Annotated in this window: 13 protein-coding genes and 1 riboswitch; of the genes, 1 reads left to right on the forward strand and 12 read right to left on the reverse strand. The window is 66.3% G+C overall.

Annotation, left to right across the window (positions count from 1 at the left end):
- Positions 1–354: 354 nt before the first annotated feature.
- The 9 genes from cobI to DMR_RS07195 form a co-directional block, all read right to left on the reverse strand.
- Complete coding sequence (cobI, locus tag DMR_RS07155) at positions 355–1,068, reverse strand: precorrin-2 C(20)-methyltransferase (protein ID WP_015860246.1); 714 nt, start codon at positions 1,066–1,068, stop codon at positions 355–357.
- On the reverse strand, positions 1,065–1,991 hold the full coding sequence (locus tag DMR_RS07160) for an ABC transporter substrate-binding protein (protein ID WP_015860247.1): 927 nt from the start codon (positions 1,989–1,991) through the stop codon (positions 1,065–1,067). The genes cobI and DMR_RS07160 overlap by 4 nt, the downstream gene beginning before the upstream one ends.
- A complete protein-coding gene (locus DMR_RS07165; protein ID WP_015860248.1) occupies positions 1,879–2,691 on the reverse strand; it encodes an ABC transporter ATP-binding protein in 813 nt (270 codons plus the stop codon). The genes DMR_RS07160 and DMR_RS07165 overlap by 113 nt, the downstream gene beginning before the upstream one ends.
- Positions 2,688–3,734, reverse strand: a complete 1,047-nt coding sequence (locus DMR_RS07170) for a FecCD family ABC transporter permease (RefSeq protein ID WP_015860249.1) — start codon at positions 3,732–3,734, stop codon at positions 2,688–2,690. The genes DMR_RS07165 and DMR_RS07170 overlap by 4 nt, the downstream gene beginning before the upstream one ends.
- On the reverse strand, positions 3,734–4,636 hold the full coding sequence (locus DMR_RS07175) for a sirohydrochlorin cobaltochelatase (protein WP_015860250.1): 903 nt from the start codon (positions 4,634–4,636) through the stop codon (positions 3,734–3,736). The genes DMR_RS07170 and DMR_RS07175 overlap by 1 nt, the downstream gene beginning before the upstream one ends.
- Positions 4,637–4,740: 104 nt before the next feature.
- Positions 4,741–4,926, reverse strand: a riboswitch (cobalamin riboswitch).
- A gap of 23 nt (positions 4,927–4,949) precedes the next feature.
- Positions 4,950–5,312 carry a hypothetical protein gene (locus DMR_RS07180; RefSeq protein ID WP_015860251.1) on the reverse strand — a complete coding sequence of 121 codons (363 nt, stop codon included), beginning with the start codon at positions 5,310–5,312 and terminating at the stop codon, positions 4,950–4,952.
- A 357-nt stretch (positions 5,313–5,669) separates the two neighbouring features.
- The gene (locus tag DMR_RS07185) at positions 5,670–6,089 is read right to left on the reverse strand and encodes a hypothetical protein (RefSeq protein WP_043600247.1); all 420 of its coding nucleotides are present in this window, start codon (positions 6,087–6,089) and stop codon (positions 5,670–5,672) included.
- Between the two features lie 351 nt (positions 6,090–6,440).
- Complete coding sequence (locus DMR_RS07190; RefSeq protein ID WP_015860253.1) at positions 6,441–7,028, reverse strand: DJ-1/PfpI family protein; 588 nt, start codon at positions 7,026–7,028, stop codon at positions 6,441–6,443.
- 53 nt (positions 7,029–7,081) lie between these two features.
- Positions 7,082–7,423 (reverse strand): hypothetical protein, encoded by a 342-nt coding sequence (locus DMR_RS07195; RefSeq protein WP_043600249.1) that lies wholly within the window; start codon positions 7,421–7,423, stop codon positions 7,082–7,084.
- Between the two features lie 275 nt (positions 7,424–7,698).
- Here DMR_RS07195 and DMR_RS07200 point away from each other — a divergent pair, with 275 nt between their 5' ends.
- Positions 7,699–10,278, forward strand: a complete 2,580-nt coding sequence (locus DMR_RS07200; RefSeq protein ID WP_015860255.1) for a ComEC/Rec2 family competence protein — start codon at positions 7,699–7,701, stop codon at positions 10,276–10,278.
- Positions 10,279–10,858: 580 nt separating this feature from the next.
- Here DMR_RS07200 and DMR_RS07205 read toward each other — a convergent pair.
- The 3 genes from DMR_RS07205 to DMR_RS07215 all read right to left on the reverse strand — a co-directional run bounded on the left by DMR_RS07205 (position 10,859) and on the right by DMR_RS07215 (position 14,132).
- Positions 10,859–11,353, reverse strand: a complete 495-nt coding sequence (locus tag DMR_RS07205; protein WP_015860256.1) for a HyaD/HybD family hydrogenase maturation endopeptidase — start codon at positions 11,351–11,353, stop codon at positions 10,859–10,861.
- Between the two features lie 69 nt (positions 11,354–11,422).
- Positions 11,423–13,117, reverse strand: coding sequence for a nickel-dependent hydrogenase large subunit (locus tag DMR_RS07210; protein ID WP_015860257.1), 1,695 nt, complete (start codon positions 13,115–13,117; stop codon positions 11,423–11,425).
- A 70-nt stretch (positions 13,118–13,187) separates the two neighbouring features.
- Positions 13,188–14,132: a hydrogenase small subunit gene (locus DMR_RS07215; protein ID WP_015860258.1), complete on the reverse strand. Its 945-nt coding sequence runs from the start codon at positions 14,130–14,132 to the stop codon at positions 13,188–13,190.
- Positions 14,133–14,270 lie beyond the last annotated feature (138 nt).

A 14,270-nucleotide genomic window follows, 5' to 3' on the forward strand; every position in this document is an offset into this window, starting at 1 on the left:
CATATTTTCATAGTGCATAATAAAGGCTGAGAGTCGTTTTCGTAATTTATTGTGCCTCGATGTTGCGAGGCCTGCAAGAGGATAAGTTTGTTATTAGCAAGGGTGAAAATTTTATTTCTGTCCATTTTGCGGCTATCCAGCGTCGATGAATTTCGTTACGCGCGCGTTGTGATGAAAAGAAGCAGCTGTCGACCATGAGAAACGGCCAACGCCGGACGCCCCTGGGAATAGAGCATCCGGCGTTGACGGATTGGGAGGACTGGCGCGACGGGGCTTTCGTGTCGCGACCTGGAAGAACGCCTAGTGCGTTCCCTTCTCAACTCTATAATATATTTGCTTTTAAGGCACAGTAGACTACCGTCGCCCCCGCTTGATGAGGCACAGCGACAGGTAGTGGGGCCGCTCGGGGGCGTTGTCCAGATCGCGCTCCACGGCCTCGCCGTCATGGCCCAGGCAGGTGACGAAGGTCGTGCCACGGGCTAGGCCCAAGCCGGCCAGCAAGGCGCGAAGCCGGGGGAAGCTTTTGTAGGCCTTTAAGATGACGGCGTTGTCGGCCGTTTCCAGGGCGGCCGCCAGCCGGCCGTCGTCGTCGATGCCCGAAGCCACCAGCAGGTTTTCGCCGGCCTCGACCAGCACCTGGCCGGTGCGGGCCGCCGCCGCCTGAAACGAGGTGATGCCGGGCACGATGTCCACGGCAAGGCCGGGCACAAGATCGCGCAGGCGCGGGAGCACGTAGCCAAAGGTGCTGTAGAGCAGCGGATCACCCAGGGTAATAAAGGCCGCGTCGCGTCCGGCCGCCAGCACGGCGGCCATGGCCGCGGCGTTTTTCGCCCAGGCCGCGTCCAGGGCGACTTGATCGCGGGTCATGGGAAAGGGCAGGCGGGTAAGGCTCCGGCTGGCCGGCAGGTGGGGGGCGACGATGGCCTCGGCGATGGAATAGTCGTTCTTGCTCGACGAGGCGGCAAAGACCGCGTCCACCGCGCCAAGAACGCGCACGGCCCTAAGCGTCACCAGTTCCGGGTCGCCGGGGCCGACGCCGATGCCGTAGAGCGTGCCCGGGCGGGTCATGACGGCCTCCCGGACAGCAGCCCGGCCAGGGTTTCCACGGCCGTCACGCTTCCCGGGCCGGGCCGGGAGAACAGCGCTTCGTCCACCACAAAGGCCCGGCCGTTTTGCACGCAGGGCAGCGTGGCGTACTCGGGCCGCTCGGCCATGGGCCGGGCTTCGGGGTTCATGGGGCCGCGCTGGGTGAGGCAGACGTCCGGGGCCAGACGCAGCAGTTCTTCGTCTGATAAACGCACGATTTTGTCCTTTGTCGCCACGGCGTTGATTCCGCCGGCTGTGGCGATCACGGCCGCCGCCATGGAGGCGTTTCCGGCAGCGAGCAGGCTGCCCGAGCGCACTTCGAAAAAGACCCTGGGCGGCGGGCCGTCCGGCCTTTTAACGGCAAGCAGGCGGTTGGTCAGGGCCTGGCGCAGGTTGCGCGCGGCGGTTTCGTCGCCGCACAAGACGCCGATGCGGTCGATGGCGGAAAAAAGCGTGGAAAAATCCGAAACGGCAAAGACTGTCGTGGGAATGCCCAGGCCGGCCAGACGCGCGGCCGATTCCCGGGCCTCGCCCCGGCCGTCCATTTGCAGCACGAGATCCGGGCGCACGGCCAGGACGCGTTCGATGTTGGGGCGCATGTGGGTGCCGATGACCGGCAAATCCGGCTTGCCGCCCGGGGCTGGGTCGGCCTCGGTGCGGGCCACGATGCGGTCGGTAAGCCCCATGCCGGCCAGGATGTCCACGAACGCGCCGTAAAGCGGCACGACGCGCCGGGCCGGAGCGGGCAGGGCGACGGTGTTGCCCAGGTCGTCGACGATGGCCGGGCCTTGGCTATGGGCCGCAGCGGCCGTAAGCAGACCGGCCAGCAGGCAGGCCGCCGCCGGCAGCCAAGGCCTGGGGCGCGCCGGTCTGGGGATGGGCAATGACGATGATGTCGGTTTCATAAATCCTCGAAAGGGTTTGCTGCGTAAAAACCTCGGCCGTGGGGCCGTCGGCCTCGATGCGGCCATCTTTGAGAAAAACCAGCCGCCCACAGAACAGCGCGGCCAGATTGATGTCGTGCAGGGCGGCCAGGATGGTGACCCCGGCCGCGTTTCGGGCGGCAAGCAAGCGGTAGAGGTCCATCTTGCGGGCAATGTCCAGGCTGGCCGAGGCTTCGTCCAGGAGCAAAATGCCGCTTTCCTGGGCCAGGGCCCGGGCGGCTAGCACCCGCTGGAACTCGCCGCCGGACAGCTCGTGAAGGCGTCTGTCGGCCAGTTCGCCTAGGCCCACGGCCTCCATGGCCGCCTCGGCCGCCCGGTGGTCGTCCGGGCCGTAGCCGCCCAGAAATCCGAGATACGGGTAACGCCCCATGAGCACCACCGAGCGTACGGCCAGCTCCCCGGCGTTTTCCCCGCGCTGGGGCACGGCGGCCACAAGCCTGGCCCGCTGCCGGTCGGTGAGTTCGGCCAGATCGCGCCCGGCCAGGGCCACCGTGCCGTCGCCGGGCGAAAGCACCCCGGACAAGGCCAGGAACAGGGTGGTCTTGCCCGCGCCGTTGGGGCCAAGGACGGCGACCATTTCGCCGGCGGCCACGTCCAGGTCAAGGCCGCCAAGGACGGCCCGGCCCCGGTAGCCGCTGGTCAGGTTGCGGCAGCGGATCACGCCCGTCCTCCGCGCCCGGTCAGGAGCAGGAAGCAGAAAAACGGCCCGCCGAGCAGGGCGGTCACCACGCCGACCGGCAACTCCGCGCCGTCGGGCAGGATGACCCGGGCCAAGACGTCGGCGGCGCACAATAGCGCTCCGCCGGCCAGGGCGGCCTGGGGCACCAGCGACCCGTGTTCGCCGCCGTAAAGCCGCCGGCAGGCATGGGGGGCGATAAGCCCCACAAAGCCGATGACCCCGGAGACGGCCACGGCCCCGGCGGTTAAAAGGCTGGCCGCCCCAAGCAGGGCCAGCCGCGACCGGCCGGCGGCCACGCCGAGCTGCCGGGCCTGGCGTTCACCCAGGAGCAAAATGTCCAGTTCGCGAAGGAAAAGCCCCACGCCGGCCAGGCCAAGCAGCAGACAGGGGAGGAAAAGCGCCAGTTCGGCTCGGCCCTTGCCCTGAAATCCGCCCATGATCCAAAAAACAATGCCGGCCACGGATTCCTCGTTGAGCGCCTTGACCAGTGACAGCAGGGCGGACAGGAAGGTGGCCGCCACGATGCCGGACAGGACCACGGTCTCGCGCCGCAGCCCGCCGGCCAGCCGGGACAGGGCCAGGACCGCGACCAGGGTCGCGCCGCCGCCGAGCAGGGCGCAGGCCGGAGTGGCCAGCGTCGATCCCAGGGCCGCGCCAAGGCCCAGCGTCAGGGACAAGGCCGCGCCAAAGGCCGAGCCGCCCGAGACGCCCAGGGTAAAGGGATCGGCCAGGGGATTTCGCAACACGCCCTGGAAGGCCGCGCCGGCCACGGCCAGGGCCGCGCCCACGCCGTAGGCCAAAAGCCCGCGCGTCAGCCGCAGTTCCATGACCACCGTGGGCAGGGCCGGATCGGCCGGAGCCGGGACGGCCAGGCCGGCCGCCCGGGACAGCACGGCGAGCACGTCCCCCGGGGCGGCCGGATAGGCCCCGGCCAGACAGGCGGCGCTGAGCGCGGCCAGCCCGGCCAGGACAAGGGGCAGGGTCCGCTTCAGGACCCCGCCCCGGGGGAAGGCGTGTGGCGGCATTATTTCCCGGGCAGGGCGTCGAAGGTTGTCTTGAGGTGTTCAATCCAGATGTCGGCCACGCCGCCATGCTCGGCCGCGCCGGTCAGCACGGCCTTGGTCTCCACGCCGGCGGCGGCCAGCGTCGAGGCCAGTGAGTCCTTCTCCTTGCCGGCCATGTCGTTTCGGGCATGGTCGCCGGCCACGGCGAAAAGCGGCATGAGCCAGGCTTTCTTGACGTTTTTGGCCTTGAGTTCGGCCACCACGTCGTCAAAGGAGGGCGTGCCTTCCACGGTGGCGACAAAGGCGTTCTTGTCCAGCCGCCACAGGCTGTACTGCAGAGCCGGATAGGCCATGTTGGCGGGATGTTCCGTGCCGTGGCCGACGAAAATGACGGCTTCGCCGGGCTTGCGGTCCTTGGGCGCGGCCTCAAGCAGCGCGGCGGCGGCCTTGGCGAAATCCTCGGCTGCAAACAACAGCGGCGCGGTCACCTCGACCCGGGACAGGCCCTTGGGCATACGCGAGAACGCGGCCGCCGTGCGCACGAGGTCGTGGTACTCGCTGCCCGGGACGGTTTGCAGGGAGAAAAGCGCCACGTCGGTGACGCCCTGATCGGGCAAGGCGGCCAGGGCCTCGGCCGGGGAGGGCACGCGTTTGCCGTCCTTGGCCAGCTTGGCCCGGATCATGGCGGCGGTGTAGCACAGGCTCACGGGCACGCCGGGATAGGCGGCCTTGACCCGGGCCACCATCTTTTCGATGGCCGGGGCGGCTTCGGGCACGGTGGTGCCAAAGGCGGCGACGACAATGGCTTTTTTCGGTTCCTTCCTGGCGTCGTGGCCGGCGGAAGCCGGGGCGGCCAGGGCCAGGACCAGGAACAGGGATAGGACGAGGCGCGCCAGCTGCGTAAGACGAGTCAGGCCAATCATGACAGGTAACCTCCACGGAAATGGAGGGCTCTTGAGGATAGCGGACGGGAGACGAAAAAGCGCCCGAAGCCGCGTCCCGGCCGGCAAAAGCCCTCGTTGCCGGCGGGATGTGCCAGAACCCGGGCAGGTCTTCCGGCTTGTTCCATCGGCCCCGGCCTTCCCGAGAAGTGCTTCCCAGTGGCGCGCGTGGAGGCCGACCTTTGCGTGGAACTGACGGCGGCGGGACCGCTCCCGATTTGAACGGGATTCCCTATTAAGCCCGTGAGGGCGCCCAGGTCGATTTCCGGGGAGGTAGCCGGGGGGCGGCCGCCTGTCAAGGCGCGGGGGTGGGCGCAGGGTTGGGCTTGATGAAGCCGCGCTTGATAAATATGTCGTAATCGGCTTTTTTGGTGAAAAGCGTGGGAATTTTGAGCGTTTCGAGATTCTGCATGAGGATTTGGACGGTACCCTTGTTGGCCTTGGGATTCATGACCACGATGGCCACGTCCTTGGCCATGGCCAGCCGCTCGGCCACGTCCCAGGCGGCGGTTTCGGGCGCGCCGCCGTTGACCTTGTAGGCGTCCACGCCGACCTCGATGACGGCGGCCCGGGCCGGTCCGGCCAGCCAGGCCAGGCAGACGAGCGCCAGGGCGAGGCAGCCGCCCAAAAGGCGGGCATGTCTGGACAGGCTGGTCATTTGGGCGTAAGGAATTTTTTCACAAAAACATTTCTGGGGGTTCGCCGTGAAATTTGATTTCGCCGGGCTTATCGTGCTGTTCGGGTTTGCGACCATTTTTATTTCCCTGCTGCTGATCAAGTCCCAGCAGGCCAACAAGCCCAAGGATCAGGACTGGTAGAGCGGCCATTGGCTAGGCTTTTATGAAGCGGCGGGCGGCGTTGGCCGACCGCCGCTTTTTGTTGGGCCGTTTTCTTGCTCGGTAAGCCTCCGGGCGGCGTTGCGTTCCATCCGCCTAGGCGACCCCAGGCGCTTCAATGGCCCTGAGCGGACAGCCTGCCGGCCGCTAGGGCCTTCCCGGCCCGCTTGGCGCAGTGCCTACTTGAGCGAGCCTATCTTGCCGAATTTATTGGATTCCGCCCGATAGAAAACGTTTTCGATGACCTTGTCGTTGCCGACGTCCTTGTAGTCGATGCGCACGGGCGAGCCGTCTTCTTTGACCTTACGGAAGAAGTCGGCGATGTTTTTGAATTTATCCGAGCGCAGTCCGGGATCGACGACAAAGAATCCCTGGCTGGTGACGATGGTCAGGACGTTTTTCGTTTCCTGCACTTCCTCGACCAGGGCCGTGGTTTTCTTGTACTTCACCGCCAGGCTGTCCTCGGTGATGAAGTCCATGACGTAGTAGGCGGCGACGATAAAGAGCAGAAAGGAAACGAGCAGGAGCACTTTTCCTTTGTTGACGGCAAAGTCGCCGATGAATTGCCGCAGGCGATCCAGTTTTGTCTTGTCGATCATAGCGCCTCGTTGCGCCGGCGGGCCGGGTGGGCCGCCGGGCGGGTGGTCGCCCAGGGCTATACCATCGTTGCGCCGTGGAAAAAAGGGGGGGATTTGGGGGCATGCCGGCCGGACCGGCGCGCCCTCCCTCGACTTCGGGCCGGCAGGCCGGTCGTTGGCCACAGATGGTGCACGTCGCATCCTCAAAAAAGCGACAGCGGTGTTTGTGGAACAAGAGCACGAAAAATAAAAGTTTTTCGTAAGTTCCAGCGCATTTTCCAAGGGACGCGCCACCCGCCGCCTCAACGCGGCGGCAGCCTCGCAGACCATGATGGACGCGAAGCTGCCGCTGGTTGGTCCCCAGACTGGAACCTAGGCTTCGATTTTCGTGCCGAGCAGGTCCAGGAACTGGCGCATCCACTGGGGATGGGCCGGCCAGGCCGGGCCGGTGACGATGTTGCCGCTGGTCACGGCGTTGGTGAAGGTCTCGTTGGGGCCGACGTAAGTGGCTCCGGCCCGTTCGATGTCGGGCTGCACCGCCGGGTAGGCCATGCACTGGCAGCCGGCGATAACGTCGGCCGCAACCAGCACCTGCTGTCCGTGGCACACGGCGGCGATGGGCTTTTTGGCCGCGCCGAAATGTTTGACGATCTCGATGACCCGGGGATTTAAACGGATGTATTCCGGAGCGCGTCCGCCGGGTACGACCAAGCCGTCGAAGGCGGCCGGGTCCACGGCGTCGAAGTCGAAATTGAGGGCGAAATTGTGGCCGGGCTTTTCGCTGTAGGTCTGGTCGCCCTCGAAATCGTGCACCGCCGTGCGTACGGTCTCGCCGGCCTTCTTGCCCGGGCACACGGCTTTGACGTCGTGGCCGACCATGAGCAGCATCTGGAAGGGGACCATCACTTCATAGTCCTCGACATAGTCGCCGACGAGCATGAGAATTTTTTTGACCGCCATGGTGTACTCCTTGTCTCTGGGGTTTCGCCGCCAGACGCGGCGTTTGGCCGATCCTACTTGGCGCAGTTGCAGCGGTAGAACTTGCGGTTGCAAAAATCCATACACCGGTCCTTTTCGGCCTTGATCTTGGCCAGACAGGCCGGACCGGCTCCGGTTTCCAGAGAGGCCGCCCGGTCCTTGCAGGCGGCGTAGCAGCCTTCCATGTTCTCGTAATAGTCCGTGACCACGGCCTGGTAGACCTGGCAGACCTTGGCCGCGCAGGCGGCGTCGGCCCCGGCCGCGCCCTGGCTGCAACCGGCGGCGAATTCCTGGGGCGTCATGATGGGCTGGACCTTGGAACAGCCGGCCAGGGCTAGTCCGGCAAAAAGGCACAGGGCAATGATGTGGCGGTGCATGGAGGCTCCTTGGTCGCGCCCGGCCGGGCGCGGGGATTGGTTCACAGCATTATCCCCAAGCCGGGCCGGTGACAAGCGGGCGCGGGCAAACCCAGGCCCGGACGACGCCGGATGCGGCCGCCCGCCAAGGCAGCCCTCGCAGTGCCCCAATGCCCTGTCGATGCCAAAGGCAACTGACCGGTTGCGGGAGCAGTCGCTTCATCCGAAGGCCCTTGCCGCCGGACCCCAAGCTTTCTACAATCCCGGACAACATACCGTGACAGGGACGCAACATTTTGGCGCACGACCCGCCCCATGACGACGCCGGCCGGGGCGTGCCGCCGCTGCTGCCCTGGCAGCCCTGCCTTTTGGCCTATGGCGGCGGCATCCTGGGCGTGGAATATCTGCTGCCGGCGCTTCTCGGCCTGGCCTTGCTCGCCCTGTTCCTGGGCGGTTTGTCACCGCGTGTCGGCCCTTTGAAGCGCGCTGGTCCTGGCTTAAGGCCAACGGGCACCAAACAAATCGTTGCTTTGAAAAAAGCGCTCGAATTGGTGAAAGGGCGCGGCATGAGGCCGGGTCTGCCGGCCCTGGTCGCCGCCTTTGCCCTGGGACTTGGCGCGGGCTGGCTGGCCCTGCCGGCAACGCCTGACGCGCCGCCGTGCCTGGCCGCCAAAGCCGTCACCGCCGTGGGGCGCGTCGTCAGCGTCGATCCCCGGCCGGGGCGTCGTCTGGCCCTGGTCCTGGACGAGGTGCGCCTGACCGGCCAGGACTGCGCCAATGCTCCGCTGCCCGGCCGGTTGGCCGTCACCTTCGACCACCCCGACCTGACGCCCGTTCCCGGCGACGTCCTGGCCGCGACCGGCCGCATCCGCCCGACCGCCGGCTTCGCCAACCCCGGAACCACCGACTTCGCCTTCCTGCGCCGCCTGGAGGGTATTTTTTTTCGCGCCTACGCCAAGGGCGGGCGCGGCGACCTCACGCGCCTGGCCACCAGCGACAACCCCTTGGCTCTCTGGCGGCAGGCTCTGCGCGACCGGGTGGCCGCTGCCCTGGCCCCGCCGTCCGCCGTCTCGCCCGCCACTTCGCTGGACGACAGCGCCGCCTTAGCCGGTCGGGCCATGGTGGCGGCTCTGCTTTTCGACGACAAGTCCGGCTTCGCCGAAACCGACCTTGAGCTGGTGCGCCGGGCCTCCCTGGCCCACACCCTGGCCCTGTCCGGCATGAACGTGGCCTATGTCGTGGGGCTGGCCGCCGCGCTGGTGCTGGCCGTCGGGCGTCTTATGCCCCGCATCTATCTGCGCCTGCCGCGTCCAAAGCTCATCGTCCTGGCCGCCGCGCCGTTGGTCGTGGCCTACTGTTGGATCGGCGGCGGCTCGCCGTCGCTTGTGCGCGCCGCGCTCATGTTCGCCGCTTTCGGCGTCATGCTGCTTACGGGGCGTGACAAGGCCCTGTTCGACGGTCTGTTCCTGGCCCTGGCCGCCTTTCTGATCGTCTCGCCGCTGGCCGCCTACAGCGCCAGCCTCCAGCTCTCGGCCCTGGCCGTGGCCGGCATTGCCCTGTTCTGGCCGCCCTTTGCCCGGGCGATTTCCCGCATTCCGGGCCAAGGCACGCTTCTGCGAACCCTCCTCGTCGGCGGCCTGGGCATCCTCTGGACGAGCCTTGCCGCCGAGGCCGCCGTGTTGCCGCTCATTGCCCGGCTTTTCGGCGACTTCGCCTTCGCGCCCTGGATCAATCTGGTGTGGCTGCCCATCCTCGGCTGCCTGGTCATGCCGCTGGTCCTGTGCGGCGCGGCGGCGGCCGCCGTTCCCGGACTTGGTGCCCTCGCCCACACGCTGCTGACGGCCGGGGCCGACTGCTGCGCCTGGCTCATGCGTGGTCTGGCCGCCCTGGATGCCCAGGGCCTGCTGACAGCCCGGGCCGTGCTGCGCCCCTCGGCCCCGGAGCTGCTGGGCTGCTACGGCCTGCTCGCCGCTCTGGCCCTGGCCGTGGCCTCCAAGAGGCCGCTGCCAAAAGCCGCCCTGGCCGTGAGCCTGCTGCTGCTGACCGGCCCGAGTCTGACACGCGGGCTTGAGGTGTTTTCCCAGGAGGTCGCCGTCACCGTCCTGGACGTGGGCCAGGGGCAGGCCGTGGCCGTGGCCTTGCCCGGCGGCCAAAGGCTCCTCATCGACGCCGGGGGCCTTTTCGGCTCCTTCGACGTCGGCCGGGCCGTGGTCGGGGCCTATCTCACCGACGGCCGTCCGCCGCGCCTGGATATGGTCATCGCCAGCCATCCCCACAGCGACCACGTCAAAGGCTACGTCTCGCTCCTGGACCGCTTCGCCATCGGAACCTATCTTGACAACGGCGGCGTGCCCGAAGGCGAACTCGGCCCGGCCTTGGCCGAAGTTTTCGCCCGCCGCCATATCCCGACCCGGTCCCTTGCCGCCGGCGACAGCCTCAATCTCGGCAGCGGCCTCGCCCTCGACGTCCTCCACCCCGGCCCGGATGTCGATCTTTCCCACAACAACGGTTCGCTCATCCTGCGACTGACCCGAAACGGCCACGGTCTGGCCCTGTTCCCCGGCGACGCCGAAACCGCCGTGCTGCGAAAACTCGCCGCCACCGGCTGCAACCTGCAAGCCGACGTCCTCATCCTGCCCCACCACGGCTCCAGTTCCAGCCTGTCGCGCCGCTTCTATGCGGCCGTGGCCCCGAAGATCGCCATCGCCAGCTGCGGCGACGCCGGCCACTATCCTTCGGCCAAGGTCGTCGAGGCGCTGGCGCGATTGGGTTGTCCGGTCCTGGCCACCAAGGACAACGGCGCAATCACCGTGCGACTGGACGGCGACGGGCAAGTCGTCGGCCCGGAAACGGTACGCCAGGGCGTCTTCCCATGAGGCGCTGGGCGCTGCCCAGACCCGGCAGGGCTCTGCCCTGCACCCGCCAGGGCTTTGCCCTGGACCCACCAGGGCTTTGCCCTGGACCCACCGGGGGGATAATCCCCCCGGACCCCCTGACTGTCTGTGGCGGGCGGAGAGGCGACAAGCGGGTGGAGATGTTTGGCGCGAAAGGCGCTTGGCGGCTGCGCCGCGTGGGTCGCTGGAATATTCGGGGCTCGACGCCCCGGATATTCCAGCGACCCGGTTCGCCAGGGGTTGCCCGGCACGAGCAACCGCGGAGCCTGATGGACATAAATTCTATCCCTCAGGCTCCAAGAATGCGAAGCGGGCTGTTATCGGCGCGAGGCTTTGATCGCGCCGATAACAGCCCGCTTCGCTGGCGAGTTGGCGTCTGTAATTTTGGGGTTCTCCGGGCGGCTTCCGCCCGGAGAACCCCAAAATTACAGACGCCATATACTCTCGGGCCTGCCGCCCGCCGACTTCAGTTCCACCTGACCGTCCGCTCCAGGTCAGGGGTCCGGGGGGCTGAGCCCCCCGGCCGCCGGAGGCCTCTTCCTTCTTCGCTCCTCGCCTACGCCTACGCCTTCGGCGTGGCGATGCCACCTGCCTCGGCGAGTTCTTTGAGCGCGATGTCGAGCATGGCCGGTAGCCGGTCGGCGACGATGTCGGTGAGTTCGATGCTCATGTTCTTGAAATCGTAGGGTTCCATGCCGATGACCACGGTTTCGGGGCGTTTGCCGACGAGTTCGCAGTAGATGAGGGTATCGACGAGGTCGGACTGGTGCATGGAATCTTTGAAGGCCAGGGATTTGCGCAGATCATCGCCGGTGAACCGGTAGATGGTGCCGGGCTGGTCGCCGCCGAGCACGGCGTCGAGGACGATGCAGTAGTCGCTGTCCATGAGCGGCTGCATGAGCCGCATGCCGAGGTTGCCGCCGTCCATGAGGGTGACGTTGTCGGAGAAATCGTAGGTTTCCAGCAGGCGTTCCACGGCGCGCACGCCGACGCCTTCGTCGGCGTAGAGGATGTTGCCGACGCCGAGGATGAGGATTTTGCGGCTGGAGTCGGTCATGGGTGCTCCTTGAAAAAGGGAGAACCCGGCCGGGGCCGGGTTCTCCAAGGATAGGCTTGGGGTTGCGGGTTAGACAACCTTGAACTTGAGGATTTCGTTGGTCTCGGGTTCGATGACGTGCACGCCGCAGGCGATGCAGGGATCGAAGGCGTGGACCGTGCGCAGGATTTCGACGGGGCGCTTGGGATCGGCGATGGGGGTGCCGATGAGCGCTTCCTCGACCGGGCTCTTGTCGCCCGCGGCGCCGCGGGGTCCGAGGTTCCAGGTGGAGGGCACGACAAGCTGGAAGTTGTCGATCTTCTTGTCCTTGATGCGAATCCAGTGGGACAGCGCGCCGCGAGGGGCGTCGCACAGGCCCACGCCCTTGGATTCGCCGGGCATTTCCCACTTGGCGCACAAGGTGTTGTCCTTGGCGGAGCTGTCGGCGAATTCCTTGATCCAGGTTTCCATCTTGGCGGCGACGATGGCGGTCTCGATGCCGCGGGCGGCGGTGCGGCCCAGGGTCGAGTGCAGGGCCGTGGCCGGGACGGAGAGCTTGGTCAGGACGGTGTCGATGATCTTCTTGAACTCGGGCTGTCCCTTGGCGTAGGCCAGGAAACACCGGGCCAGGGGACCGACTTCCATGGCCTTGCCCTTGTAGCGGGGGGCCTTCATCCAGGAGTAGTGGTCCTTGTCGTCGAGCTTGGTGTACTTGGGATCGGTGACGCCGTCGTAGGGATGCAGGCCGTCGGCGCCGGGCTTGTACCAGGAGTACTTGACGTCTTCGTAGATGGCGCCGAGATCGACCTTGTCCACCTTGCCGAGGTCGCGGTTCATGATGACGCCGGCCGGGAAGAACGACGACTCCATGTGCTTTTCGGGGGTGCTTTCGTCGGTGGCGAACTCGCCGAAGGCCATATAGTTGGTGCAGCCGCCGATGCCGCCCCAATCCTTGTAGAAGCCGGCCACGGCCAGCAGATCGGGGATGTAGACGTCATTGACGAACTTGCAGACTTCCTGGGTCAGCGACAGGTAGTTGGCCAGGGCGTCCTTGGACATGGCGTTGTAGTTGGAGCAACCGCCCACGACGGTGAACTGGGTGTGGGGGTTCTTGCCGCCGAGGATGGCCATGGCGCTGGCCGCCTTGACCTGCATGTGCAGGGCTTCCAGGTAGTGGGCGGTGGCGATGAGATCGACTTCGGGCGGCAGGTAGTAGGCTTTGTGGCCGCCGAGGAAGTAGGCGTTGGTGAAGATGCCGAGCTGGCCGGTTTCCACGAAGGCTTTCAGTTTGTCCTGAACGGCCTTGAGGCTCTCGGCGGAGTTGCCGGGGCGGGCCGGGGCGATGGTTTCGGCCAGCTTGGCGGCCTTGACCGGATCGGCCTTCAGCGCGTTGGTCACGTCCACCCAGTCCAGGGCGTGGAGGTGATAGAAGTGGACCAGGTGGTCATGGAGATACTGGGAGGCCATGACCAGGTTGCGCATCATGCGGGCGTTGGCCGGGATGTTGACCTTGACGGCGTCGTCGACGCAGCGGGTCGAGGCCAGGCCGTGCACGTAGGTGCACACGCCGCAGGCGCGCTGGGTGAAGTGCTGGGCGTCGCGGGGATCGCGGCCCTTGAGGATGATTTCCAGACCGCGGAAGAGCTGCGAGGAGCTCCACGCGTCTTTCACTTTGCCGTTTTCCACTTCGACCATGATCCGCAAGTGACCTTCGATGCGGGTGATGGGATCGACCACAAGGGGGCCGGTGAAGGTCGATTGCGGCGTGGGATTCGTCTCAGCCATATGCTTCCTCCGTCACGAAAACGTTCGGTGCTGGTGTGTTGTCCGGTGGTCCCTTTGCCGAAGCCGGGGATTAGCCCTGCTCGTAGAAGGGGGTCATGGTGTCCCAGAAGTCCGGCTCGCTGCAGCCGATGCAGGGGTGGCCGGCCTTGACGGGCCAGTTGACCTGGTTGAACAGGACCTTGGGGCAGTTGTTGTAGGTGACCGGACCCTTGCAGCCGAGTTCGTAGAGGCAGTAGCCCTTTTTCGCTTCCTCGGAATCGAAGGAGGGGGCGAATTCGGAGGCCTCGAAGTGCTTTAAGCGTTCACAGTTGTCGTGGACGAGCTCGCCGAAGAAGATCTTCGGGCGGCCGTTGGAATCGAGCTCGGGGATGCCCTTTTCCAGGACATGGACCACGGCGCCGATGAAATTGATGGGGTTGGGCGGGCAGCCGGCGATGTTGATGGTGGCCAGGCCGGTGGCCTCGGTGACGCTGATGGACTGGCTCGGGTTGGGCTTGGCCTTCTGGATGCCGCCGTAGGCGGCGCAGGTGCCGATGCAGATGACGCCCTTGGCCTTGGGGGCCAGCTTCTTGGTGGTGGCGAGCATCGGATGGCCGGAGACCATGCCCCAGTTGCCGCCGTCGATGGTGGGCAAGCCGCCCTCGACCACGAGGTAGAAGCCGTCGGGGGATTCCACGGCCTTGTGCAGCGCGTCCTCGGCGGCGTCGCCGGCGGCGGCCATGATGGTCTCCTGGTAGTCCAGGGAGATGGTGTCCAGGATCAGCGAATCAATGAACGGTTTGATGGTGCGCAACGCCGCTTCGGTGCAACCGGTGCACTCGGCGTTGTGCAGCCACACGACGGACGGCCGGCGTTTGGCCGTCAGCGCCTGCGCTACCTTGGGCGCGAACGCGGGACCCATGCCCATGGCCGCGGCCACGGCGGCGCAGAATTTCATGAAGTCGCGGCGGGAGACGCCGTTTCGCTCAAGCCGTTTTTCCGCATCATCCCTGCCAAGACCCACGGAAAAGTTCATAAACGTCCTCCTTGGTTTTACGAAGGGGCACGACCCCGACGACTGATGGAGGCGTCCAGGCCGTGTTGCATCGTTCCCTCGCTTCGGCGCCTGCCGGGCGCGACGGCCAAGCCGCGCCGTCCGGACTGGCGGCATATG

Origin of the sequence: Solidesulfovibrio magneticus RS-1, from assembly GCF_000010665.1 — a bacterium.
Classification (GTDB): Bacteria; Desulfobacterota; Desulfovibrionia; order Desulfovibrionales; family Desulfovibrionaceae; genus Solidesulfovibrio; species Solidesulfovibrio magneticus.